Annotated in this window: 27 protein-coding genes; 14 read left to right on the top strand and 13 right to left on the bottom strand. The window is 63.4% G+C overall.

Features of this window, described 5'->3' with window-relative positions:
- Positions 1-26 precede the first annotated feature (26 nt).
- Together I8N66_RS05805 and I8N66_RS05800 are read left to right on the top strand one after the other, a co-directional pair.
- Positions 27-803 (top strand): MetQ/NlpA family ABC transporter substrate-binding protein, encoded by a 777-nt coding sequence (locus tag I8N66_RS05805; protein WP_113541121.1) that lies wholly within the window; start codon positions 27-29, stop codon positions 801-803.
- Between the two features lie 111 nt (positions 804-914).
- Positions 915-1,322 (top strand): GFA family protein, encoded by a 408-nt coding sequence (locus tag I8N66_RS05800; RefSeq protein ID WP_291150759.1) that lies wholly within the window; start codon positions 915-917, stop codon positions 1,320-1,322.
- Between the two features lie 212 nt (positions 1,323-1,534).
- Here the strand turns inward: I8N66_RS05800 and I8N66_RS05795 are convergent, their stop codons facing one another.
- The 3 genes from I8N66_RS05795 to I8N66_RS05785 form a co-directional block, all read right to left on the bottom strand.
- Positions 1,535-2,491 (bottom strand): rhodanese-related sulfurtransferase, encoded by a 957-nt coding sequence (locus I8N66_RS05795; RefSeq protein ID WP_291150757.1) that lies wholly within the window; start codon positions 2,489-2,491, stop codon positions 1,535-1,537.
- A gap of 97 nt (positions 2,492-2,588) precedes the next feature.
- Complete coding sequence (locus tag I8N66_RS05790) at positions 2,589-3,497, bottom strand: CHAD domain-containing protein (protein ID WP_291150755.1); 909 nt, start codon at positions 3,495-3,497, stop codon at positions 2,589-2,591.
- Positions 3,494-3,967, bottom strand: a complete 474-nt coding sequence (locus tag I8N66_RS05785) for a CYTH domain-containing protein (protein ID WP_113541124.1) — start codon at positions 3,965-3,967, stop codon at positions 3,494-3,496. The genes I8N66_RS05790 and I8N66_RS05785 overlap by 4 nt, the downstream gene beginning before the upstream one ends.
- Before the next feature lie 202 nt (positions 3,968-4,169).
- Between I8N66_RS05785 and I8N66_RS05780 the strand changes: the two genes are divergently transcribed.
- The 4 genes from I8N66_RS05780 to I8N66_RS05765 all read left to right on the top strand — a co-directional run bounded on the left by I8N66_RS05780 (position 4,170) and on the right by I8N66_RS05765 (position 6,780).
- A complete protein-coding gene (locus I8N66_RS05780) occupies positions 4,170-4,808 on the top strand; it encodes a 2-dehydro-3-deoxy-phosphogluconate aldolase (protein WP_113541125.1) in 639 nt (212 codons plus the stop codon).
- A gap of 194 nt (positions 4,809-5,002) precedes the next feature.
- Complete coding sequence (locus I8N66_RS05775) at positions 5,003-5,716, top strand: tellurite resistance TerB family protein (RefSeq protein WP_113541126.1); 714 nt, start codon at positions 5,003-5,005, stop codon at positions 5,714-5,716.
- Between the two features lie 120 nt (positions 5,717-5,836).
- A complete protein-coding gene (locus I8N66_RS05770; protein ID WP_291150751.1) occupies positions 5,837-6,532 on the top strand; it encodes a GNAT family protein in 696 nt (231 codons plus the stop codon).
- Between the two features lie 41 nt (positions 6,533-6,573).
- Positions 6,574-6,780: a hypothetical protein gene (locus I8N66_RS05765; RefSeq protein ID WP_034786975.1), complete on the top strand. Its 207-nt coding sequence runs from the start codon at positions 6,574-6,576 to the stop codon at positions 6,778-6,780.
- Between the two features lie 29 nt (positions 6,781-6,809).
- Here I8N66_RS05765 and I8N66_RS05760 read toward each other — a convergent pair whose 3' ends face one another.
- The 3 genes from I8N66_RS05760 to I8N66_RS05750 form a co-directional block, all read right to left on the bottom strand.
- Positions 6,810-7,850, bottom strand: coding sequence for a nickel/cobalt transporter (locus tag I8N66_RS05760; protein ID WP_113541128.1), 1,041 nt, complete (start codon positions 7,848-7,850; stop codon positions 6,810-6,812).
- Positions 7,844-8,488, bottom strand: coding sequence for a DUF1007 family protein (locus tag I8N66_RS05755; RefSeq protein WP_113541129.1), 645 nt, complete (start codon positions 8,486-8,488; stop codon positions 7,844-7,846). The genes I8N66_RS05760 and I8N66_RS05755 overlap by 7 nt, the downstream gene beginning before the upstream one ends.
- A 92-nt stretch (positions 8,489-8,580) precedes the next feature.
- Positions 8,581-9,474 (bottom strand): LysR family transcriptional regulator, encoded by an 894-nt coding sequence (locus tag I8N66_RS05750; protein ID WP_113541130.1) that lies wholly within the window; start codon positions 9,472-9,474, stop codon positions 8,581-8,583.
- On the opposite strand from I8N66_RS05750, the gene I8N66_RS05745 reads away from it, so the two are divergent.
- The 4 genes from I8N66_RS05745 (at position 9,473) to I8N66_RS05730 (ending at position 12,811) form a co-directional block, all read left to right on the top strand.
- The gene (locus I8N66_RS05745) at positions 9,473-9,706 is read left to right on the top strand and encodes a hypothetical protein (RefSeq protein WP_162768965.1); all 234 of its coding nucleotides are present in this window, start codon (positions 9,473-9,475) and stop codon (positions 9,704-9,706) included. The two genes, I8N66_RS05750 and I8N66_RS05745, sit on opposite strands and share 2 nt — an antisense overlap.
- Before the next feature lie 462 nt (positions 9,707-10,168).
- Positions 10,169-11,308 (top strand): ornithine/lysine decarboxylase, encoded by a 1,140-nt coding sequence (odc2, locus tag I8N66_RS05740; protein ID WP_291150743.1) that lies wholly within the window; start codon positions 10,169-10,171, stop codon positions 11,306-11,308.
- An 88-nt stretch (positions 11,309-11,396) separates the two neighbouring features.
- Positions 11,397-11,987 (top strand): N-acetyltransferase, encoded by a 591-nt coding sequence (locus I8N66_RS05735; RefSeq protein WP_113541131.1) that lies wholly within the window; start codon positions 11,397-11,399, stop codon positions 11,985-11,987.
- Positions 11,988-12,184: 197 nt separating this feature from the next.
- The gene (locus I8N66_RS05730) at positions 12,185-12,811 is read left to right on the top strand and encodes a LysE family translocator (protein WP_291150740.1); all 627 of its coding nucleotides are present in this window, start codon (positions 12,185-12,187) and stop codon (positions 12,809-12,811) included.
- A 20-nt stretch (positions 12,812-12,831) separates the two neighbouring features.
- Here the strand turns inward: I8N66_RS05730 and I8N66_RS05725 are convergent, their stop codons facing one another.
- The 3 genes from I8N66_RS05725 to I8N66_RS05715 all read right to left on the bottom strand — a co-directional run bounded on the left by I8N66_RS05725 (position 12,832) and on the right by I8N66_RS05715 (position 14,544).
- Entirely contained in the window at positions 12,832-13,239 is a 408-nt protein-coding gene (locus tag I8N66_RS05725; protein ID WP_291150738.1) for a VOC family protein, read from the bottom strand.
- A gap of 95 nt (positions 13,240-13,334) precedes the next feature.
- The gene (locus tag I8N66_RS05720) at positions 13,335-13,907 is read right to left on the bottom strand and encodes a hypothetical protein (RefSeq protein ID WP_291150736.1); all 573 of its coding nucleotides are present in this window, start codon (positions 13,905-13,907) and stop codon (positions 13,335-13,337) included.
- A 1-nt stretch (position 13,908) separates the two neighbouring features.
- On the bottom strand, positions 13,909-14,544 hold the full coding sequence (locus I8N66_RS05715) for a LysE family translocator (RefSeq protein ID WP_291150735.1): 636 nt from the start codon (positions 14,542-14,544) through the stop codon (positions 13,909-13,911).
- Positions 14,545-14,821: 277 nt separating this feature from the next.
- Here I8N66_RS05715 and I8N66_RS05710 point away from each other — a divergent pair, with 277 nt between their 5' ends.
- The 3 genes from I8N66_RS05710 to I8N66_RS05700 all read left to right on the top strand — a co-directional run bounded on the left by I8N66_RS05710 (position 14,822) and on the right by I8N66_RS05700 (position 17,878).
- Positions 14,822-15,268 (top strand): glyoxalase superfamily protein, encoded by a 447-nt coding sequence (locus I8N66_RS05710; protein WP_113541134.1) that lies wholly within the window; start codon positions 14,822-14,824, stop codon positions 15,266-15,268.
- Between the two features lie 298 nt (positions 15,269-15,566).
- Positions 15,567-16,694: a multicopper oxidase domain-containing protein gene (locus I8N66_RS05705; protein ID WP_113541135.1), complete on the top strand. Its 1,128-nt coding sequence runs from the start codon at positions 15,567-15,569 to the stop codon at positions 16,692-16,694.
- Positions 16,691-17,878: a metal transporter gene (locus I8N66_RS05700; RefSeq protein ID WP_113541136.1), complete on the top strand. Its 1,188-nt coding sequence runs from the start codon at positions 16,691-16,693 to the stop codon at positions 17,876-17,878. Before I8N66_RS05705 ends, I8N66_RS05700 begins: the two co-directional genes overlap by 4 nt.
- 16 nt (positions 17,879-17,894) lie before the next feature.
- Here I8N66_RS05700 and cysE read toward each other — a convergent pair whose 3' ends face one another.
- The 3 genes from cysE to I8N66_RS05685 are packed head-to-tail and all read right to left on the bottom strand — an operon-like array spanning position 17,895 to position 20,828.
- Entirely contained in the window at positions 17,895-18,722 is an 828-nt protein-coding gene (gene cysE, locus I8N66_RS05695) for a serine O-acetyltransferase (protein ID WP_113541137.1), read from the bottom strand.
- 10 nt (positions 18,723-18,732) lie between these two features.
- Positions 18,733-19,722, bottom strand: a complete 990-nt coding sequence (locus I8N66_RS05690; RefSeq protein ID WP_113541138.1) for a WD40 repeat domain-containing protein — start codon at positions 19,720-19,722, stop codon at positions 18,733-18,735.
- On the bottom strand, positions 19,722-20,828 hold the full coding sequence (locus tag I8N66_RS05685) for a GTP-binding protein (RefSeq protein ID WP_291150724.1): 1,107 nt from the start codon (positions 20,826-20,828) through the stop codon (positions 19,722-19,724). Before I8N66_RS05685 ends, I8N66_RS05690 begins: the two co-directional genes overlap by 1 nt.
- Before the next feature lie 188 nt (positions 20,829-21,016).
- Here I8N66_RS05685 and I8N66_RS05680 point away from each other — a divergent pair, with 188 nt between their 5' ends.
- Positions 21,017-22,108, top strand: a complete 1,092-nt coding sequence (locus I8N66_RS05680; RefSeq protein WP_113541140.1) for a glycosyltransferase family 1 protein — start codon at positions 21,017-21,019, stop codon at positions 22,106-22,108.
- Between the two features lie 29 nt (positions 22,109-22,137).
- Here the strand turns inward: I8N66_RS05680 and I8N66_RS05675 are convergent, their stop codons facing one another.
- The gene (locus tag I8N66_RS05675; RefSeq protein ID WP_113541141.1) at positions 22,138-23,016 is read right to left on the bottom strand and encodes a glycosyltransferase; all 879 of its coding nucleotides are present in this window, start codon (positions 23,014-23,016) and stop codon (positions 22,138-22,140) included.
- Positions 23,017-23,040: the final 24 nt, after the last annotated feature.

Raw genomic sequence — 23,040 nt, 5'->3', positions numbered from 1 at the left:
ACTGAACGTGAACCAAGGAGACATCCATGAAGAAGCTCATCATCGCAGCGGCGATTGCCGCTCTTTCCGCCGGCACGGCGCTCGCTGAGACCATCAAGGTCGGCGTAACGCCGGGCGAACATGCCCAGATCATGGAGAAGGTGAAGGAAATCGCGGCACCCAAGGGTCTCGACATCGAGATCCTCGAGTTCTCCGACTACGTTGTTCCGAACCAGGCCCTGGCCGATGGCGACCTCAACGCCAACTCGTTCCAGCACCAGCCCTATCTCGACAACCAGATCGCCGATCGTGGCTTCGACATCGTCAGCGTTGGCACCACCATCACCACGCCGATGGGCGTCTATTCACAGAAGGTGAAGAGCCTCGACGAACTCCAGGACGGCGCCACGATCGCCATCCCGAACGACCCGACCAATGGCGGCCGCGCGCTGCTCGTTCTCGCGTCGAAGGGCCTGATCAAGGTCAAGGAAGAGGTTGGCCTCAAGGTGACGCCGGCCGACATCACCGAGAACCCGAAGAACATCACCTTCGCCGAGCTCGATGCGGCGCAGCTGCCGCGCTCGCTCCAGGACGTTGATGCGGCTGTCATCAACACCAACTACGCGATGGAAGCCGGCCTGCATCCGAAGAAGGATGCAATCGCGATCGAAAGCGAGAAGTCGCCCTACGCCAACGTCATTGCCGTCCGCAAGGCCGACAAGGATGCACCGTGGGTGAAGACGCTGGTCGAATCCTACCACGACGAAAAGGTGCGTGCGTTCATCAACGACACCTTCAAGGGCGCGCTGATCCCGAGCTGGTAAGCATCTCTGCCTAAGCAATCCATCGACCGCGCGCCGCACCCCGGCGCGCGGTTTTTCTTTGACCGCAAGACCCGCTTGGCTATCCTCCTGTCACTTCGAGGAGGATGGAACATGAGTGCGATGAAGGGCGGGTGTCTCTGCGGTGCGATCCGGTATGAGCTGAAGTCTCAACCTCTCTATTCCGGCTTCTGCCATTGCCGCGATTGCCAGCGCGCGACCGGAACCGGTCATTGCTGCTACATGATCTTCGACCGCGCCGATGTGACGATGTCGGGGGCGGGCCGCGGTTATGAGACGCGCGCCGAAAACGGCAATCCATCCGTTCGCTATTTCTGCGAAACCTGCGGCAGCCAGGTCTACGGCTCCGGCCCGCCAGAGGATCCACGCCTGTCGGTCTATGCCGGGACGCTCGACGACCCCTCGGTGTTTCGTCCGACCGATGCGATCTTCACCCGCAGTCGCCATGAATGGGACCGCAGTGCATTGGCACTTGAGGAATGCGAAGCGTTGCCGGGTTGAGTTTGCCCCTCATCCTAGCCCTCTCCCCGCAAGCGGGGCGAGGGGACGTGCCTTCGAGCGGCCGTCACGAGCGGGCCTTCGAGCCCGTCTGATGTGGTATTCCGCGAACTGGAGCTTGGTCACTGGCTGGGGCGGCGCTGCGAGTCTCCTTCGCTCCGCTTGCGGGGAGAAGGTGCCGGCAGGCGGATGAGGGGCTTTCTCGGCGAAAAAAGTCAGCTGCCGAGGTGGCGCTCGCCACGCTTCTTGGCCAGCAGGATCTGGCGCTGGCGCTGGCGGTAGCGTTCCCGGTCCTCGTCGGTGCGGACCTCGTGGCAATGGATGCAGGAGACGCCTTCCTCGTGGTGCGGCGACAGGAGGTCGGCCGGGGTCAGCGGCTGGCGGCAGGCGTGGCAGAGCGTGTGCTCGCCTTCTTCGAGGCCATGGGTGACGGAGACACGATCGTCGAAGACGAAGCAGGCGCCTTCCCACAGGCTTTCTTCCTGCGGCACTTCCTCGAGATATTTCAGGATGCCGCCCTTGAGGTGGTAGACCTCGTCGAAGCCCTGCTCCTTCATGAAGGCGGTCGCCTTCTCGCAGCGGATGCCGCCGGTGCAGTACATGGCGATCTTCGGCTTGTTGTGCAGGCCGGTGTTGTTGCGCACCCAGTCGGGGAACTCGCGGAAGGTCTTGGTCTGCGGATCGACCGCACCCTTGAAGATGCCGATGGCCGTCTCGTAGTCGTTGCGCGTGTCTATGACGATCGTTTCGGGATCGGAGATCAGCGCGTTCCAATCCTTCGGATCGACATAGGTGCCGACGATCTTGTTGGGGTCGATGTTCTCGACGCCCATGGTGACGATTTCCTTCTTCAGCCGCACCTTCATGCGCAGGAACGGCATGGAGGACGCCCGGCTCTCCTTGTGCTCCAAGGCCGCCAACTCCGGCTGCGCCCGCAAGTAGTCCAGCACGACGGTGATGCCGGCGTCGGTGCCGGCGATCGTGCCGTTGATGCCCTCATGGGCGAGCAGCAATGTGCCCTTGACGCCGTTTTCGTCGCAGACGGCCTGCAGCGGTTCGCGGAATTCGGCGAAGCGCGGGAAGCTTGCGAAATGATAGAGCGCGGCGACCAGAAACTGGCCATGCGTCTCGCCATGGGTCTGGGCGCGCGGGGTGGTGGAAATGTCGGTCATGGCCGCTGCAAATACAGCTTTCGCGGCGCAAGCGCAATCGCGGCGGGCGGGAGGGGGCACTCTGTCGCGCTTTGGGTCGTTAGGCTGAGCCGCCTCGTCAGCGGGTGGCGTCGAGCCAGAGCAGCCGGATCGTCCGGCTTTCCTCGTCGGGCCGCTCCTGGAAGACCGTCGCTGCCACCGCCAATGCTTCGTCGCGCAAGGTTTCCTGCCGCGCAATGACGGCGGCGATGAGGTGGGCCTGATCCTGGCTGTTGCCGGCCAGTGCCGGATCTTCGTTGACGAGCTGGATCATGACGGCGAGATCGTTGAGGTGGCCGAGCGTGTCGACCAGCATCTTGGCCTCGTTGCGCTTGGCCTGCATGGCAGACGGCCAGGTCTCGCGCATCAGCCCCAGATGCATGCGGTAATCCTGTGCCCGCTTGCGCAATTCGTGGAAGGGATCCGCATCCGTGCTCGCACCGCAAGCCTCCTTGGCGCGGGCGGCGCGCTTGAGTGTCCGTCGCCAGCCTTTCGTCAGCCGCGCCGCGGTCTTGCTGCGTCGATCGTCGAACGACACATGCGCCAGTGCCTGCAGCGCCTGTTCGCAATTGACGATGGTGCCGGCGACGCGATCCTCGATATCGGTCTCGCGGGCGGCGATGCGGTCGCGACGGGTCGTCAGCCGTTCGCAGACATGGGTGAGGGCGCGTTCTTCCTCTTCGTTGCATGCTGCTGCCCTTAGATAATGGGCGTTTTCGACGAGAGCGGCGGCGTCGCGGACGATCGAGAGATTGCGGGCCATCTCGCGAATGCGGGCGTTCTCTTGCTTCTGGAACTGCGGCGCGTCGGCGGCGACAAATCGATAGAGCGAGCGCAGACGCTTGAAGTTCTTGCGGGCCTCATGGATGGCCTCGTGCAGGCCGCCAGGGCGGTCCTCGAGGGTCATGACCGCCTGGGTGAGCTGCTCGGCTGCGATGGCGCGAAAGTCGTCGGTGAACGGCCGTCCGGGCCGGAAGGCATAGGTCATGATTGGGGTTCCATCAGCCCCTCTGTGGCCAGCGACTGATTGGAGTAGCGGCGGTCGCCGGTCACTTCGCGGCCGATCCAGTTGGGGAGTGCCGGCATATCCGTCTCGCGCTTCATCTCCACTTCGGCGACGATCAGGCCCTTCAGCGCACCCTCGTAGACATCCACTTCCCAGACGAAGCCCTTGTGCGGCACGCGGTAGCGCCGCTTTTCGATGACGATGCCGACCGCCTGTGTCAGCATCTCGCGGGCATCATCCAGCGGTACGTCGTATTCATATTCGTTTCTGACGAGCGCCGACTTACCGATCTTGATGGTAAGACGCGCCCACTTGTTGCCATGGATACGCACGCGCAGCGAGCGGTCGTCCATGGTCACGACATAGGCTTGCCGGAGGTCTATGCCCTTGTCCGCATGCTCTCGCCACCCGTCGGAAGCGACCAGAAACTTGCGTTCTATTTCCTTCGCCATGGATAATCCGCCATTTCGATAGGCTTGCGGTCATCAAACTATCGCTTTCGTGTGAAGGCTCAAGTCATCTCTTTGTTGTAGGTAATATTTTATCTTCGACTTACATGAGAATGCCGCACACTTGCGCCCTTGGGTCTCGACAACCGGTGACCGGCGGAGTATGCGGAGGGCATATTCAATCGTTTTAAAAAGGACGATCGGCATGAGCGCGAAAACCGACAGGCTTCTTTCCACCCTCAAATTGCAGCCGGTCGTTCCGGTCCTCGTGATCGACGACGTCGCGACCGCCGTGCCGCTGGCGCGCGCTCTGGTTGCCGGTGGGTTGAGGGCGATCGAGATCACGCTGCGCACGCCTGCAGCACTCGAAGCGATCAGTGCGGTTGCCAACGAAGTCGAAGGTGCCGTTGCCGGTGCCGGCACGATCCTCAACGCCGCGCAGTTCGAAGCGGCGATCGAGGCCGGCTCGAAGTTCATCGTCAGCCCCGGCACGACGCAGGAACTGATCGACGTCGCCAACGACCACGAAGTGCCGCTGCTGCCGGGCGCTGCAACGGCCAGCGAAGTCATGGGACTGCGTGAAGAAGGCTACGAGGTCATGAAGTTCTTTCCGGCGGAACAGGCCGGAGGCGCAGCCTATCTCAAATCGTTGTCCTCTCCGCTCGCCGGCACGCTCTTCTGCCCGACCGGCGGGATCTCACTGTCCAACGCGCGCGACTATCTGACGCTGCCGAACGTCGTCTGCGTCGGCGGCTCCTGGGTCGCGCCGAAGGAACTGGTCGCCAAGGGAGACTGGGCCGGCATCACAAAGCTTGCGGCCGAAGCCTTCGCGCTCAAGGGCTGAGCAGGAAGAAACGGCTGCATTCATTTAGAGGCCGGGCCAAAGCCCGGCCTTTTTTGTTGGTCGCTCGTCTCCCGCGCGAGTTTGTATTTCCGCTGCAACGTTCCTATGTCTCATTCCATTCGACGGCGCGGTCGCGGGCGGCGCGCCGCTTCGTTCGTCCTCATACGCCCGGTACCGACAAGGAGCGAAACCCGATGTTCGACGCGAAGAAATTGCTGGATCAGTTTCTGGGATCGCAGGTGCCCGGTGCCGGCGGCACGGTGCGCGACCGCGCGACCCAGGCGACGCAGCTTGCCAAGGACAACCCGCTGGCGACCGGCGCCATCGCTGCTGTCCTGCTCGGCACCAAGTCGGGTCGCCAGCTTGCCGGCAATGCAGCCGTGCTCGGCGGTCTCGCTGCGATCGCGGGGCTCGGTTACCAGGCCTACAAGAACTATCAGGCCGGCAACACGCCGGGCGGCGCAACGGTCGCCAAGGGCGAACCGGAACTCCTGCCGCCCCCGGCCGATTCCGGCTTCGCCTCGGCTCCAGAGGCCGTCAGCCACGATTTCGCGCTGACGCTGGTGCGGGCGATGATCGCCGCCTCGCGCGCCGACGGCCATATCGACGAGACCGAGCGCCAGCACATCATGGACAAGCTGTCGGTTTCCGGCCTTTCGGCCGATGCCGCCGCCTTCCTGGAGAGCGAGCTTGCCAACCCTGTCGATATCGACGCGATCGTCGGCGCGGCAAAGACGGAGGAAGAGCGTGTCGAGGTCTATACCGCCTCGCGCCTGACGATCGAGCCGGAAACACGCGCCGAGCGCGGCTATCTCGACCTGCTCGCCGGCCGCCTCGGCCTTCCGGACGCACTGGTCGATCATATCGAGGCGACGGTCTCGGCTGCGAAGGTGCCGACCACGGCCTGACAAACCGTGCGACCCCGGATGGGGTCATCACCGATTTGAACTGAGTTCATAACCAGTTTGAATTTGTGTCGGCCGTTTCTCTGGCCTATGCCGGTGTAGCGAGGATTGGAGGAGCGGCCGATGCGTGATCTGAAGAACTGGAAAGGATGCCCGGCACCGAAGGGCGTCGCGCTCGAAGGACGTTTCGTCAAGCTCGAGGCCTATGAACGCGACCGGCACCTGCAGGACCTGTGGGACGGCCTCGGCGGCATGGCGATCAATCCGCTGCTGAAGTATTTCACGCAGCCCGATTTCAAAGGTATCGAAGATTTCGATGTCTGGCTGACCGCCGCGCAGGAGAAATCCGGCTGGGTCACTGAAGTGTTCCGCGATCAGGCGACCGGCATCGTCGTCGGCATGGCCAATTACATGCGTGCCGATCCTGCCAACGGTGTCGTCGAGGTCGGTGCCGTCGCCCATGGTGCCGCCATGGCGCGCTCGCCGCTGTCGACCGAGGTCCATTATCTGATGGCGAAACACGTCTTTGAGGATCTCGGTTATCGCCGCTACGAGTGGAAATGCCACAGCGAGAACATGGCCAGCCGCAACACGGCGGCGCGCCTCGGCTTCACCTTCGAGGGCATCTTCCGCCAACATATGATTTCCAAGGGCGAAAACCGCGATACGGCGTGGTTCTCGATGATCGACAGCGAATGGCCGCTGCTCAATGCCGCATTCGAAACCTGGCTCGCAGCTGATAATTTCGACGCGGATGGTCGCCAGAAACGGCGGCTTGAAGATATACGTGCGGACTTGGAGCGTCAGCCGTCCAGGTAAGTGCCGGACGCTCCGTCGCACCAGACAACAGCAGGGAAATCATGCAGAACAAGGAAAAGTCACCGGCGATCGCCGCTGCGATCATTCTCGTCGTCGCCGGCCTCGGCTTCTTCGTGCTGCCGTCGATCATGCTGAAGCTTGGCGACATCTCGCCCTGGCTTGCTGCCGCCTTTGGCGTGATCTTCGTGCTGGGCTTCTTCCTGCTCTTCTGGCTCAGGGCTCGCTACCAGCGCAAGCGCGGGCTGTAGCGGTCGCTACTTCTCAGGGCAGGCAAGCCTCAGCTCTGCAGCGCCGCGCCGAGCAGCACCAATCCAAGCAACAGAACCAGGGCCGCACCGGCGATCTCGATGCCGTTCGAGATACGGGCGGCGGCAGAGCCGCTTGACGCATAGCGCAGCGCAAAGCCTTTGGCGCTTACAGCCATGGTCGCGAGGATCGAGACGGTGATCGCGGTACCGATCGACATCGCAAAGACCGAGAGTACGCCGCCAAGATAGAGCCCGTTCAGGAGCGCGAAGGAAAGCACGATGAGCGCGCCGGAGCAGGGGCGCAGGCCGACGGCGATGACGGCCGACCAGGCTTCCCGGAGCGCGAAACGATCACCCCGAAGCATCGACGGATCGGGGGCGTGCGCATGCCCGCAGCTGGCGCAGACTTCGCCCGGGCCATGGCTGTGCCCATGGTGTCCACCGTGGTCGTGGTGATGATGGTGATCGTGATCGTGCGCGAGATGGATATGGCCGCCACCGGCGCCCGAGGCCACGGCGACCGGCCGCATCATGGAGCGCAGCTTGCGCAGCAACAGCCATCCGCCGAAAGCAGCGATCAGCGCGTAGCTGGCGATTTCCAGCCAGCGCGTTGCCGTGGTCATGTTGATCGACGTACCGCGCAGCAGCAGGTAGACGGCGCCGATCAGAAGGATCGCGACGATGCCCTGCAGGATCGACGAAAGGAACGACAGCATGACGCCGCGCTTGAGTTCCGTCTCGTTGGCGATCATGTAGGAGGAGATGACGGCCTTGCCATGGCCAGGGCCTGCGGCGTGAAGCACGCCATAGGTGAAGGAGAGCCCGACCAGCGACCAGAGCTGCCAGGGGTTTTCCCGCATGCCCTTCAGCGCGTTGGTCATCAGCCGGTAGAAGCCCTGCTGCTCCATGTTCACCCAGGCAAAGAAACCGCCGAGGAAACCGGTCGTCTTGAACGAAGGCTCGGCCGTGCCGATGCCGAGCGGCGATTGGGCGGCGGCGAGCGTTGCGGAGAGCGCCGTAACGATGAGCGCTGCCGTGACCAGACGTCCGATCCTGCGGGTGTTCAGCATGTGATCTCTATCCTGGTTGCAAAGAGCTTCGACATGTCCGTGCCGGTCGGGTCGCTCCAGAAGGCATCGGTCAGCGTGTCCTTGTTCTCGGCGAGAACCTCGTCGGCATCAGGGCGGACGACCTTGTGTTCGCAGGCGCTGATCTTGTCGCCGACGACGGTCAGGTCGTTGTCGGTCGGGAAATCCATCGCCGTATACATGGTCGGATCGTAGACGCCGAAGGAGAGTTTGCCCTTGAGCGGCATCGGCTCAGCCGGCTTGACGGCGAACATCATCAGGAGCTGGCCGTCCTTGTAGTCGACGGTGATGCTCTCCGGCTTGTTGACCTTGATGGTTTTGCCGTTGTCGAAGATCGTCGTGTAGTAATTGTACTCCGCGAGCGACTCCAGCACGGTCTGGCCGACTTCCGCCAGTTCATCCGGATCGAGCGTCGCATTCGAGTTCTTGTCGAAATCGAGCACGACGCTGGATGAAAACAGCTCGTCGAAGCGCCAGACGTTCCGGAGTTCGCTGACTTCGGCCTTGTCGTCTGAAACCACCTCGAGGCGCGCTTCCGCGAAGATGTGCGGATGGGCAAAGGCCAGCGACGGCGCAAGCAGGGTGGCAAGGCCGGCCATGACGAGGCGCTTGATTCTCATGAGGCGGCAATCCTTTCGGCCGGGGACGATCTCCCCGCGATTCGTTTCCGGGAATGTACCGGAAATGGGACGGAATTGGGACTTGGCCGATGTCAGCGCGGCTTGCGGAACCAGGCGTGCAGGAAGTCGACGAGGGTTCTGACCTTGGCCGGCAGGTAGCGGCGGTGCGGATAGATCGCGTAGATGCCGCGGTCGCGCGGCAGGAAATCGTCGAAAAGCGTGACGAGTTCGCCCGTCGCAATCTTCGGGCGGGCGATAAAGTCCGGAATGATCGAGACGCCGATGCCGGAAACGGCGGCCCTGAGAGCGGCAAGGGGGCTGTTGACCTCGATCGGACCGCTGACAGGCACGGTGAAGGCCGAGCCGTCGGGCTCGACGAAACGCCAGTTGGAATAGGAGCGGCCGTTGGTGTCGAGAATGCAGGGGATCTTGGACAGGTCGGTCGGGTGTTCGATCGGTCCGGATCTTTCCAGGAACTCCGGGGCGGCGCAGATCAGCACCTGGAAGTCGTCGAGTTTGCGGGCGATCAGCGTCGAATCTTCCAGTCGGGTGATACGGATGGCGACGTCGAAGCCTTCTTCGACAAGATCGACGAAGCGGTCGTCGGAGACGATCTCGAGCGAGAGTTCCGGGTGCTGCTTGCCGAAATCCACGAGCGACTGGCCGATCTCGGCGTCGACGAAGGTGCGCGGCGCGGTGATGCGCAGCCGTCCCTTCAGGTCGGAGTTGTTGGCGCGTACGAGATCGGCGAGGTTATCGATCTCCTTCAGGATTTCCGACGCGGTGCGATAATAGGTGTGACCGGCTTCCGTCAGCGAGAACTGCCGCGTGGTGCGGTTGAGAAGCAGCGCACCGAGCTCGTCTTCGAGCTCGCGCACATATTTGGAAAGCAGTGCCTTCGACTTGCCGACGCGCCTGGCGGCGGCCGAGAACCCCTCGGCGTCCACGACATCGATAAAGGCGCGGATGCGGGTGAGTGTGTCCATGGCGATCTTTCTTTCGTGCTCTCAATTGCGTTCAGCCGATTCGCAGGCGAACGCCTCTTTTGCGTCCATGATACCGACGGCGGATTGTCCGTTGCTTGCGCCTGTCGCCCGGTTTCGAGGGGCGGCGGCGCATTCTCAAGATAATCGCATTTTTTCAAATACTTGCGGCGGTGATCGATCCGGCATTGATCGTTCAATGTTTGTGAACACCGCCAGTTTTGCCCGCCTGTAAAAAAATTCAACTGCTGGTGCGAAAAAACTCTTGATTACGACAGGCTTTTTTCTTACCTACGCCCTTGCCCAAAGTCGCACGTGCCTGTGGGTGTCCGCCGACCCTCGATTAGGTGAGGGTATCGGTAAGGTACCTGGAACTAACCCCTCCAGTCGCTATTCCGGCCAACCGGGAAATGCGAGGACATCTTGAAGCAACGACGGTGCGGGCCTTTCTGGTGTCTGCCGGCTTTCCAACAGCCGGGGTTACTGAAGAGGCACACCTTCATTGCCGGAAGTGCGGTTGGGTTACCCCCTCCAATCCATGGCAGACAAAGCCGAATTGAAGCCTAGGCGGGCTTTGATTCACCGTTCGCGCATCGAGCGCATGCTTGGTTCCGGGGTCTCCACCGGCTGGTTCCATCGCATGTGCGCGTATGCCCTTTGTCCTCCGCGAAAGCGGGGCATCTTGGATCAGGGGAATATGGCCATGACCACGGCTCGCATCATCGACTTCATCAACACCCGACGACCCGACGGCCCATGCCTCGTTGTCGACCTCGACGTCGTGCGCAACAATTTCAAGGCCTTCCGCCACGCGCTGCCCGACAGCTCGATCTACTACGCCGTCAAGGCAAACCCGGCGCCGGAAATCCTGCGCCTGCTCGCCGGCATGGGCTCCTCCTTCGATTGCGCGTCCGTCGCTGAAATCGAAATGGCGCTGGATGCTGGTGCGACCGCCAGCCGCATTTCCTATGGCAACACCATCAAGAAGGAGCGCGACATTGCCCGCGCTCATGCGCTTGGGATCAACCTGTTTGCCGTCGACAGCCACGAGGAAGTCGAGAAGATCGCCCGCGCCGCTCCCGGCGCCCGCGTGTTCTGCCGCGTCCTGACCGATGGCGAAGGTGCCGAATGGCCGCTGTCGCGCAAGTTCGGCTGCGTTCCGCAGATGGCCGTCGACGTGCTCGTCTATGCGCATCAGCACGGTCTCGTCTCCTACGGCGTCTCGTTCCATGTCGGTTCGCAGATGACGAAGCTCGACGCCTGGGACGCTGCCCTTGCCGATGCCAAGCGCGTCTTCGTGCAGCTGGCCAAGCAGGGCATCGAGCTCAAGATGGTCAACATGGGTGGTGGCTTCCCGACGAAGTACCTGAAGGACGTCCCGACGGCGGAAGCCTACGGCCAGGCGATCTTCGGCGCGCTGAAGAAGCACTTCGGCAACCACATCCCGGAAACGATCATCGAGCCGGGCCGCGGCATGGTCGGCAATGCCGGCGTGATCAAGGCGGAAGTCGTGCTCGTGTCGAAGAAATCGGACAACGACGCCCATCGCTGGGTGTTCCTCGACATCGGCAAGTTCGGCGGTCTCGCCGAAACCATGGACGAGGCGATCCGCTACCCGATCCGCACGGCGCGCGATGCCGACGAAATGGAGCCTTGCGTGCTCGCCGGCCCGACCTGCGATTCGGCCGACGTGCTCTATGAGAAGAACATGTATCCGCTGCCGATCACGCTCTCGATCGGTGACGAGGTTCTGATCGAAGGCACCGGCGCCTATACGACGACCTACTCGGCCGTCGCCTTCAACGGCTTCGAGCCGCTGAAGGCCTATGTGATCTGATCCGGTCTGCTCCCGTCCTCGGGCGGGAGCGCCACTTCACAATTTTCGTTTGGTCCGCCTGAAGCGGTTTTGATGACGGGAGGCCCCGATGGCCGCTGTTGTTGACGCCCTGCGCGCGTTTTTCGCGCCCACTACATTTGTAATCGATGCCGAAAATCCGGGCGACGTCGTCGCTCGCGAGAACCTGCTCGACCGTGCCATGGGGCCGGAGCGCCGCCGCAAGTCTTCGGAAAAGCTGCGCAGCGGCCGGCTGCCGGCCGAAGGTCTCGCCTTCGTCGCACGGGATATCGACGGTCACGTGATCGGCACCGTGCGCCTCTGGAGCGTCGAAGCCGGCGTCAGCCGCGAAGGCCATGCCGTGCCGGCGCTGCTGCTCGGCCCGCTCGCCGTCGACCCGGCCCATGAGGGCAAGGGCATCGGCGCCATGCTGATGCGCGCTGCCATCGAAGAGGCCAAGAACCGTGGCCATGGGGCTGTCCTGCTTGTCGGCGACGCCGCCTATTACGAGCGCTTCGGCTTCTTTGCGAGCCGCACCCAGCACCTCGTCATGCCTGGTCCGTTCGAGCGCAACCGGTTCCTGGCGCTCGAGCTTCGCGACAACTGGCTTGAAGGCGCTGCCGGCCTGATCGTCGCCAGCGGCCGCAAGCTTGCCATGCCGCCGGTTCGTCGCGCCGCCTGAGACCGCTTTCCGCCTCCAACCCTGCGGGGGCGGATATTTCGCTGCTCCCTCGCTGGTCCGATGCGATCGGTGAGGGGGCAGACACCGGTAAGCAGGGCGCTCTTTGCCGATGATTTCGTGATCTTCCTTGACAACGTCGCGCCGCTGACCTGTCCTTGCGGACAAGGCCTCGTTGCACGTGCATGGAAATCTCCCGCATGGATCCGTTCATTCTCGGGGCAGCGACCCTGCTGCCCTTTCTGCTGACATCCTTCATCATCGAACTGACACCCGGGCCGAACATGGCCTACCTTGCCATGGTCGCAGCCTCCGAGGGGCGGCGGCCCGGCATGGCGACCGTGGCCGGCGTGGCGCTCGGCCTGGCCCTGGTGGGCTTTGCCGCCTCTTTCGGAGTTGCCGAGTTCGTCGGTCAGTCGGACATGCTCTATGGAGCGCTTCGCTGGGCCGGGGTCGGCTTCCTGCTCTATCTTGCCTTCGACGCCTGGAACGGCGATGGTGAAGAGGCCGGTCCAAGCGGCAAGCCTGCGTCCTTCTATTTCCGGCGTGGCCTGATCACCAATCTGCTCAATCCGAAAGCGGCCCTGTTTTTCGTTACCGTGTTGCCGACCTTTGTCGACGATTCCCGGCCGCTGCTGCCCCAGAACCTGACGCTTGCGGCGGTCTATGTGGGCGTCGCGACTGCGGTGCATGCCGCGATCGTGCTTCTGGCCGGCGCATTGCAGCCGGTGCTCAGCTCGCCGTCACGAGAACGGATGGTTCGGCGCGTGCTGGCGCTGATGCTTGCGGCGGTGGCGATCTGGTTCGGTTGGTCGACGCGCCGTTAGGCGCGCCGATAGAGGGCCAGCTAGGCTGGGACCTCGGCTGTCCGGGCGTCGTAGCAGACGAAGGCAAGCTTGTTGCCATCCGGATCACGCACGTAGGCGGCGTAAAAGCCTTCTCCGTATTGCGGGCGGAAACCGGGTTTCCCCTCCTCGTTACCTCCGCGCTCCATTGCGATCTCGAACAACCGGTCGATCAGCCCGGCGCTTTCCACCAGGAAAGCCGTCATCGCGCCGTTGCCGGCCGAGGCTGGGCGCGTGTCGAAGGGATAGCAGGCGAAGAAACGCGGCGCCTTTCCGTCGTCCTTTCGGCCCCAAGAGGATACCTGCTCGTCGCAGTAACAGCGCTCCTGGCCGATCAACGTCATCAACGGATCATAGAAATGCTCCGCGCGCCTCAGGTCCGTTGTCCCAACCATCGTATAGCCGATCATGTCCTGTGTCCTCGTGTCTAAGGTTCGTCTTCAGGTGCGGATGATGCTCCTGCTGACATCCGCCGTGCTTGCCTATGGCGTTTCCGCTTGTCCCGCTATCGGTGCTCAAGATAGGCGTGGCCGCGCGCGGACAGGCGATAGCCGACCGTCAGGCTCTCTGTGAGGCCGAGTTCCTTCAGTTTTCGGATGCGCGCCTTGAGCTTCAGCTTTTCCATGCCGACGGCAGCACTCAGTTCGGCGGCGGTCGTGCCGTCGCGGGCAGCGATCAGTCGCAGGACCTGAAGCGTCCAGGCCATGCCCGCGCTGCGGTCGAAGCCCGCAAGCTTGCGCTCGATTGCCGTGCGCTCGTCGTTGTCGAGATCGGATGCTTGACGTAGCGCGATGCGCGGATCGTCGCCCTCACGGTGAAAGACGATGCGATAGCAGCGGCCTTCTGGCCGTGCCGCAAGCTCCTGGAGGAGAACGCCGCGATCGGTGTAGCCGGCCTTGCGGGCGTCGTCGCCGGTAATTGCGGCTTCCTCAACTTCGTCCACGGCATCGATCGCAAGCACACCGATTGCGGTGCGCAGCGTGCCGCCAGGCTTGACCGTCGGTTTTGTCCAGCGACGGAAGGCCAGGGTCACGCGGCCTTCGGCGATGCCGGCGAGAACCGCTTGTCGAAACAGCATCTCAGACAGTTGCGCGGCGGTAGAGGGCGAGCGAACCAGCGAGCGCCAGCAGCGCGCCGCCGCAGAGCCGGTCGAGCCAGACGGCGCCGGAGCGTTTGAGGAAGGCGGCTGCCTGTGCGCCGAGCAGCGCGTAACCGAACATCACGACCAAGTCGACCGAGGCGAAGACGAGCGCCAGGATGGCATACTGCGACGCTTGCGGTGCGGTCGCATCGATGAACTGCGGCAGGAATGCAGTAAAGAACAGGTAGCCCTTGGGGTTTGTGACGGCGACCAGGAAGCTCTTGAGGAAGATGGCAGCAGAGGAAACGGGAGCCCCGGAACCGTTCGTATCGGCTGCGAGCTGGATCGTTCCTTTCGACCGCAACAGCATGATGCCGAGGAAGGCGAGATAGGCAGCGCCCATCCATTTGACGACGGCGAACCAGAATTCGGAGGCGGCAAGCAGAGCGCCGAGACCGAGGGCGACTGCCCCGATCAGCACGAAATCGGAGAGCACGGCGCCGAGCATGCCGGCACAAGCGCGCCTCACGCCGTAGCGCGAACCGTTGGTGAGCGCGAGCAGGATCGTCGGGCCCGGTGTCGCGATGCCGATGAAGGCAACCAGTGCGAATGCGAGTATCGTCATGTCGGTCATGAGGTCCTCCCTTCCGTCTTTCGTGCGGTAGTCGTCCCACAGCTTTTGCGCGTGTGCAATCATCTTCTGCGCCCGTTCGAACGCCACTTGCCCGCGAATTTGACAGTGCCGGCGGCTTCCCCTATGGAAACGGCAGGGTGAAGGTCCCTGCCGTCCGCGAGCGTGATGCTTTGGTGAAATCCTTCTTCGAGACACGGTCAGCCGAAACGGCATGCGAACCGGTGGCAATGCGGGCTCCCATCTCCAATAAATGCATGCCGCTGCAGGAGACCCTCTCATGACGCGCGGATCAACCACGCTTCCCTCACTCGATGCCCTGAAGGATCAGGCCAAGCGCCTGCGCGCGCGCCTTGCTTCCGAAGGCGAAACCATCGGCCATTCCCGTTCGCTGGAACTGATTGCCGCACAATATGGCTATCGCGACTGGAACACGCTGCATGCGGCCGTCGGCAATCAGCCACCCTTCAATCCCTGGATGCTCGGCTCAAGGGTGAAGGGCCACTATCTCGGCCAACCCTTCGAGGGCGAGATATTGTCGGTGCAGGCTCTGACGGCGCAGCCGGGGCGCTATCGCCTGACGATGAAGTTCGACGAACCGGTGGATGTCGTTACATTCGACAGTTTCTCTGCCTTCCGCCAGCGGGTCACCGCGACGGTGGACGAGACCGGGCGGACGATTGAGAAGACCTCGAACGGCCTTCCGCAACTCGAACTCGAATGGTGAGATTGCCACTGCCGGCCCTGGCGATATGGATGAGCCCACTTCCGGCCAGTGCGCCCGGTCCCGATAGACGTCCTCGATGCGAAAGCGTGCGGGGACGTTTTTCTTCACGACCAATGTTCGAGGTGTCGCGGACCGAGTGGGCTCGAACCATCGTTCGATTTGCGATCTAGTTGCGAATGGGATGCATTTGCATTATTGATGCAGTTGCGAATGATTCGCAAGGCGACCCATGACCTGCTGTCTGCAGCCGTCTAGCGCCGGATCGGCGCGTGTAATCCGATCGAATGAGGGGGCGACGATGGACAAGCCGACGAGACCGGATCTCATGCGAAGGCGGAGCTTGCTGATGGGCGGGCTGGCTGCAGCAGGTGGGACTGCAATCTGCACCAGCGCTGCTTTGGGACAACAGCCGGCGAGCCATACCGGTCATGCGGTTCCGGCCGGGACTGTTGTCGCGGACCCGATGCCCGATATGGGCCATGGCGCGATGATGACGGTCGGCGACGTCGACAGCGCCGTCAACGGTTTCGACCCGACGGATATGCTGACCGATTGGGATACGGGAACGGTTTCGACACTGCCGGACGGGCGGACACTGCGCACCTTCGAGATGACGGCGGAGGATCGGGAGATCGAGATCGCGCCCGGCATCAGGTTTCCCGCCTGGACGTATAACGGCCGCGTGCCCGGGCCAGCGCTCCGGGCCAAGGAGGGCGAGCGTTTGAGGATCGTTTTTCGCAACTACGCTTCGCACCCGCATTCGATCCATTTCCATGGCATCCATGCCGCGCGCATGGATGGCGTGCCGGGTGCCGGCATGGTCGATCCCGGCGACGAGTTCGTCTACGAGTTCGATGCCAAGCCCTTCGGTTGCCACCTCTACCATTGCCACGCGATGCCGCTGCGTCGGCACATCCACAAGGGCATGTATGGCGCCTTCGTCATCGACCCGGATCCGGAGCGCCGGCCGGAACATGCGGAGGTCGCCCGTTCCAGGCTGCTCGGCACACCGGAAAATGCCGGCTGGCAGGAACTGGTGATGGTGATGAACGCTTTCGACACCAATTTCGATGCGGAAAACGAGTTCTATGCGGTCAACACTGTCGCTCACGCCTTCATGAAGCGGCCGATCCGGATCGTGAAGGACAAGCCGGTGCGCATCTACCTGATCAACGTCATCGAGTTCGACCCGATCAACTCGTTCCACCTGCACGCCAATTTCTTCGACTATTACGACCAGGGCACGACGTTGACGCCGACCTTGAAAACCGTCGATCTCATCACCCAGTGCCAGGCGCAGCGCGGCATTCTCGAATTCACCTTCGCCGAGCACGAGCCTGGGCTTTACATGTTCCACCCGCACCAGACGGAATTTACCGAACTCGGCTGGGTCGGCATGTTCGATGTGGTGGAGGCGCTGGCATGAACGAAACCCTGCCGAGAGCTGCTATCCGCGCGGCAAAGACCAACCTGGTGTGGCTGGCGCTGCCTCTCATCGCCTTTGCCATTGCCGTTGCCTGGATTCTGTCGACCGATCCGTTGTCGGGCTTTCGCAACGGCGCGCCACCAATCGAAAACCTGACCTTCGAACGGACCGTGCTCGACGATAACGGTCTTAGTCTGCTGGTTCGTGCCGGCGGATCGGAACCGATGACGGTTGCACAGGTTCAGGTGGATGACGCCTATTGGCAATTCACCCAGGACCCGCCGGGTCCGATCGCGCGGGGCAGGGCAGCGTGGCTGAAGCTGCCATTCCCATGGATGCTGGGCGAGGCGCATGCGGTAAAGGTCGTGACCAGCACCGGCGCCACGTTTGCACACAACATCGCCGTTGCCGTGCCGACGCCGCAGGCGACGACTGGCCAGTTGCGACTGCAGGCGCTGGTCGGCGTCATCGTCGGTATCGTGCCGGTGGCCGTCGGCCTGATGTTCTACCCGGTGCTGCGCGGCGTCGGTCGCAAAGGGATGGACTTTCTGCTGTCGCTGACGATCGGCCTGCTCGGTTTCCTGCTGGTCGATGCAAGTGCAGAGGCACTGGAGCTTGCCGGCGAGGCGGCGGCGGTCTTCCAGGGACCCGTGATGGTGGTGCTGGCGGGGGTGGGCAGTTTCCTCATGCTGATGGCGATCGGGCGACGAAGCGGCGCGCCGACAGGGCTGGCGCTATCCACCTACATCGCGCTCGGCATCGGCCTGCACAATCTCGGCGAGGGGCTTGCGATCGGTGCGGCCTTTGCGGCCGGGTCGGCCGGTCTCGGCACGTTCCTCGTGCTCGGCTTTGCGCTCCACAACGTTACCGAGGGCATCGGCATTGCCGCGCCGATCCTGAAGCACAGGCCGCAGGCCTGGGTATTCGCCGGGCTGACGTTGCTTGCCGGCGGCCCGGCGGTGATCGGCATGTGGCTCGGAAGCCTTGCGACCTCGGCCCAGTGGTCGGCGCTGGCGCTCGCGGTCGGTGCGGGTGCGATCCTGCAGGTGATCGTCGAGGTCGGCGCCTATCTTATGCGCCAGGGCGATCGCCGCGGCGACATCTTCCTGACGCCGCCTGTCATGGCCGGTCTCGCGGCTGGCGCCACCTTCATGTATCTGACTGCCGCGCTGGTGAAGATCTGATGCGGATGCGGGTGGATCAGACGATCGTCTGGTCCATCTCGGCTGCCGGCACCTCGTCGACGCGGTGGATGCGCACGACTGTTGCCGGAACGCCTGCGACCGTGGTGCGCGGCGGCACGGGTTTCAGTACGACGCTGCCGGCGGCGACCTTGCTGTAGGCGCCCACTTCGATGTTGCCGAGGATCTTGGCGCCGGCGCCGATCATGACGCCGCGGCGGATCTTCGGGTGCCGGTCGCCGGTTTCCTTGCCGGTGCCGCCGAGCGTGACGTTCTGCAGGATCGACACCTGGTCTTCGATGATCGAGGTCTCGCCGATGACGATGCCGGAGCCGTGGTCGAGCATGACGGCGCGGCCGATGGCCGCGGCCGGATGGATATCCGGTCCGAAGACGAGCGAGGCAAGGTTGGAGAGCCAGTTGGCAACGTCCCTGCGGCCATCGCTCCACAGCCAATGGGCAGCGCGATAGGTCTGCAGCGCCTGGAAACCCTTGAGGTTGAGGAGGACATGCAACAGTCCCGGGCAGGCGGGGTCACGCTCCGTCACCGCCTGAAGGTCCGCCTCGGCGGCAAGGAGAGCTTCGGCGTCTGCCTCGTACACATCCGAAAGCAGTTGCGCCAAGGATTGTTCGTCGACGCGGGCGACGGAAAGATGGGAGGCGAGAACACCGGCAAGCACCGCCGCATCCGACGGCGCCCCGGCGATTGGCCGCAGGCTTTGCTCCATGACCGGCTCGCGTGTGGCGAGCGCACGCGCTTCCATACGGATACGGTTCCAGACTTCGCCGTCCGCCAGAGGCGCGACGGCAGTGTCAACGTAGAGAGGAGCTTCGGCGCCTGCGGTCATTGTTCGCCTGTTATCCCGCGATATCGACGACGCCGCAGTCGCCCTCGGCGGAGCCGAAGGCAAGCTGCCGGCCGTCCTTGTTCCAGGCCATGGCGGTGACAGCGCCCTTGCCGGGGCGGCGCAGCAGTACTTCCTTGCTGTCGGCAAAGCGGGCGCCGAGAATCATGCCGTCCTGGTAGCCGATGGCGACGATGTCTTCTGCCGGATGGCAGCACACGGATGTCACCATGATATCGGCACGGGTGCCAAGCTCCAGCGGCGCCTTGCCCATCGGTCCGTCCTTGCCCTGGAAGGGCCAGACGATGGCAGCCGGCGCTCCCGATGAGGCGAGCCACTTGCCCTTGGCCGACCAGGAAAGAGACTTCACCTTGGCCGGGTAGCCGGTCATGCGCATGTGGCGGGCTTCGGCGCCGGGCTTGGCGTCGAGCTTCCAGCCGTGCAGCGCGTTTTCCTGCATCGTGGTGACGAGGAAGCGACCATCGGGCGAGAAGGTGACGCCGGTATGGGCGCCCTTCCAGTCGAGATCGATCGGCTGGCCAGCGGTTGCGACCCAGTGCATCGACACGCCGTTGTAGCGGGCTGCGGCGATGCGCAGGCCCTTCGGCGCGAAGGCCAGGCCCTCGACGGTGCGTTCCTCGGTAAATTCCTTCGTCGTGCCATCCGCAAGGCGCACGTGCGTGGTCTTGCCATAGGCGTAGGCGACGGCGCCTTGTGGGCCGCCGGCAACCTGCGCGATCCACTTGCGCGGGGCTTCGGCGACCAGCGACGTCGTTCCGTCGGCGGCCGTGCGCATGATCTTGCCGTCTTCGCCGCCGGTCAGCAGTGTGTCGTTGGCTTCATCGACGACGAACGACAGCAGGCCCTCGTGGACCTCCGTCGTCTTGTGGCCGAGGTCGAGGCGGTGAATGGCACCCGTGGCTTCGGCGAAGAAGGGTACGCCTTTGAGAAAGGCCACGCCGACGACGTGTCCTTCGAGATCGAGAGGAGCGACAGTCGGCATCAGTTCGGCTGCGCCTCGCAGGCTTTGAAGGTGCGCTCGAGCTTTTCGCGGTCGAGATCACGGCCGATGAAGACGAGGCGACTTTCGCGCTTCTCGCCATCCTTCCACGGACGCTGGTGATCGCCCTCGATGATCATGTGCACGCCCTGGACGACATAACGCTCGGCGTCGCCGGCAAAGGCGATGATGCCCTTCAGGCGCAGGATATTCGGGCCGTCCGTCTGGGTGATCTTCTGGATCCAGGGGAAAAAGCGGTCGGGGTTCATCTCGCCGCCACGCAGCGAGATCGACTGCACCGTCACGTCATGAATCGGCGAGGGCGCGTGATCATGGTGATGATGGTGGTCGTGATCATGGTCATGATCATGATGGTGATCGTGATCGTGATGGTGGTGATGGTCATGGTCGCAACCCGGACCGCAGACGTGATCATGGTCATGATCGTCCTGGTCGAGGAAGTGCGGGTCGTTTTCCAGCGCCCTTTCCAGGTTGAAGGCGCCCTGGTCGAGAACCTTGGCCAGATCGATGTCTGAACGCTGGGTGCGGTAGATGCGCGCCGACGGATTGATGACGCGCACGGTCGCTTCGATGCGCTCCAGTTCCTCGGGGGTGACGAGATCGGTCTTGTTGAGCAGCACGACGTCGGCGAAGGCGATCTGGTCTTCCGCCTCGCGGCTGTCCTTGAGGCGCAGGGGCAGATGCTTGGCGTCGACGAGGGCGACGACGGCGTCGAGCTCGGTCTTGGCGCGCACGTCATCGTCCATGAAGAAGGTCTGGGCGACGGGCACCGGATCGGCAAGGCCGGTGGTCTCGACGATGATCGCGTCGAAACGGCCGGGGCGGCGCATCAGGCCCTCGACGACGCGGATCAGGTCGCCGCGCACGGTGCAGCAGACGCAGCCGTTGTTCATCTCGTAGATTTCCTCGTCGGATTCCACGATCAGGTCGTTGTCGATGCCGATCTCGCCGAACTCGTTGACGATGACCGCGTATTTGCGGCCGTGGTTCTCGCTGAGAATGCGGTTGAGCAGCGTCGTCTTGCCGGCGCCGAGATAGCCGGTGAGCACGGTGACGGGGATCGGCTTCTGCGGGGATGTTTCGGTCATGGGAACCTCTGGGATTTCCGGATGCGGGAGCAGGCATCCTAGTCGGGTTTTCATATAGGAGATGCGGCGGCGATGCGCAAATGGCGCAGGCGATTTTGCCGGTCGGGCGACGTTGATTGCTGCGATACCGATAACCCTCCTTTCATCAAGATCGGTGAGAGTGCGGAGCACATTGAAGGGGTGCGCGCGTGAAGACGATTTCCATCAACGGCCGGTTCCTGACCCAGCCGCTTACCGGCGTGCAGCGCTTTGCCCGCGAGATGACCCGGGCGCTGGACGCGCGAATTGCTTCCGGCCAGGTGCCGCATGCCCTGAAGGGCGTGCGCTGGCGGCTGCTCGCGCCGGGCAATGCGGCTGACGATCTCGGCCTCAAGGCGATTTCGGTCGAGGCTTTCGGATCCGGTCCGGGCCATGTCTGGGAGCAGCGCGCGCTCTACTGGCGCGCGCGGCGTGACAGGCTCATCGGCTTCGGCGGCAGCGGTCCAGTGCTGCACGGAAACCAGGTCGTGGTGATCCACGACGTCACCCTGTTTCGCCATCCGGCCTCGTTCGGTCGCGGCTATCGGCTGTTCCATGGAACGCTCGGCTATCTCCTCACGCGGCGCGCGAAGATCGGCACGGTCTCGAATTTCTCGCGCAAGGAACTCGCCGATGTCTTTCGTGTGCCTTCAGCCGGCATCGACGTGATCTACAATGCGACGGACCATTTCGCAGCGCTTCGGCCGGACGAGGGGATCATCGAACGACTGGGGCTTGCCGATACGCCGTTCTTCCTGCTGGTCGGCACGCTGAAGCCCAACAAGAACGTCGAGTTTGCAGTGCGTGCCTTCGAGGCGCTTGGCGGCGATCACAAGCTCGTCGTCGTGGGCGGCACCGATCCGACGGTGTTTCGTGATATCGCGCCGACATCGAAGGGCAACCTGATCTTTCCGGGACGCCTGACCGACGAGGAGATCGCCGGGTTGCAGCGGCGCGCCGTCGCGTTCGTCTTTCCCAGCCTCTATGAAGGCTTCGGCATCCCGCCGCTGGAAGCGATGACCCAGGGCTGTCCGGTGCTTGCCGCCGATATCCCTCCGGTGCGCGAGGCCTGCGGTGACGCAGTCCACTACTTCGATCCGCTGAAGGCGGACACCCTGGTCGAGGCGATGCGGACGATTTCCGCCGACGCAGCTTTACGGCGCGAACTGACGCGCGCCGGCTTCGACAACGCCAAGCGCTTTTCCTGGGATGGAAGTGCTGTCGTGCTGCTCAACATGCTGGCGGCGGACCAGGCGGCCTAATTCGGTGCGGACGATGGCAAGGGGAACGATCAGAGTTCCAGCATGCGCAGCGGATCCATTCGGCCGCGCAGCAGATCGAGAAACGCGATCACGTTGCCCTTGAGGCGCCCACGCCGGTCGACAAGGCCCTGTGGCTTCAGGCTGCCCGCGAGGTTGGCGGCGATGTTGCCGCCCATCAGGCGCAGCACCCATTTCAGGCTGACGGTGCCTTTGCGGAAGAGGTAGAGCGGGTTGGCAACCTGAGAGTAGCCGAACCGAAGCCCCGAGGTCCGGCCGCGCTTGTTGCCGAGATGTACGCCGCGCAAGGCATCGGACTTCACGATCCGCCCATGCTGGCTCAGGCGACGGCAGAAATCGACATCCTCCTGCCATCCATAGAGCGGCAGACGCTCGTCGAACTGCGTTCTGTCGGCCTGAACGGTGGCGAAACGGAAGACCATGTTGCAGCCGTAGGCGTTGTAAACCGGGGTCGGCGGGCTGCCCGCCGTCGTCCCGCCGTCGCGTCGCAGGATTTCCAATCCATCCGCCACCGATATGCCGGGGCCGTGAATGCCGTCGGCGAGAACGAGGCCGGTCGCGACGACGATATCGGGCTCCGACCGGAAGAGCTTTTCGGCCTGGGCCAGAAAATCGCTGCGCGGCAGGAAATCGTCGTCGAAAAAGACGAGCAGATCGGAGGATCCGATGGACGCAAGAATGGCGTTCCGCTGTTTCGTCAGCCCGCGTTCTCCCGCAACGATCGTGACCGGGACCGGCAACGTGCGGGCGAAAGCTTCGTCGACATCGTCGGACGCGCTCGGGCAGACGAAGATCGCATCGGGCCGACGTTCCAGCCGCGTCAGGTGCAGCAAGGTCTGCGAGAGGACCTCGCGACGGCCTGCGGTCGCTATACCGACGACGATGTTCATGGGGCGATCTCCGCTCGTTTCGGC

This window comes from Ensifer sp. SSB1, assembly GCF_016652895.1.
GTDB lineage: Bacteria > Pseudomonadota > Alphaproteobacteria > Rhizobiales > Rhizobiaceae > Ensifer.
Note: the sequence above shows the minus strand (reverse complement) of the source record. Positions and strands in the feature narration are given on the sequence as shown.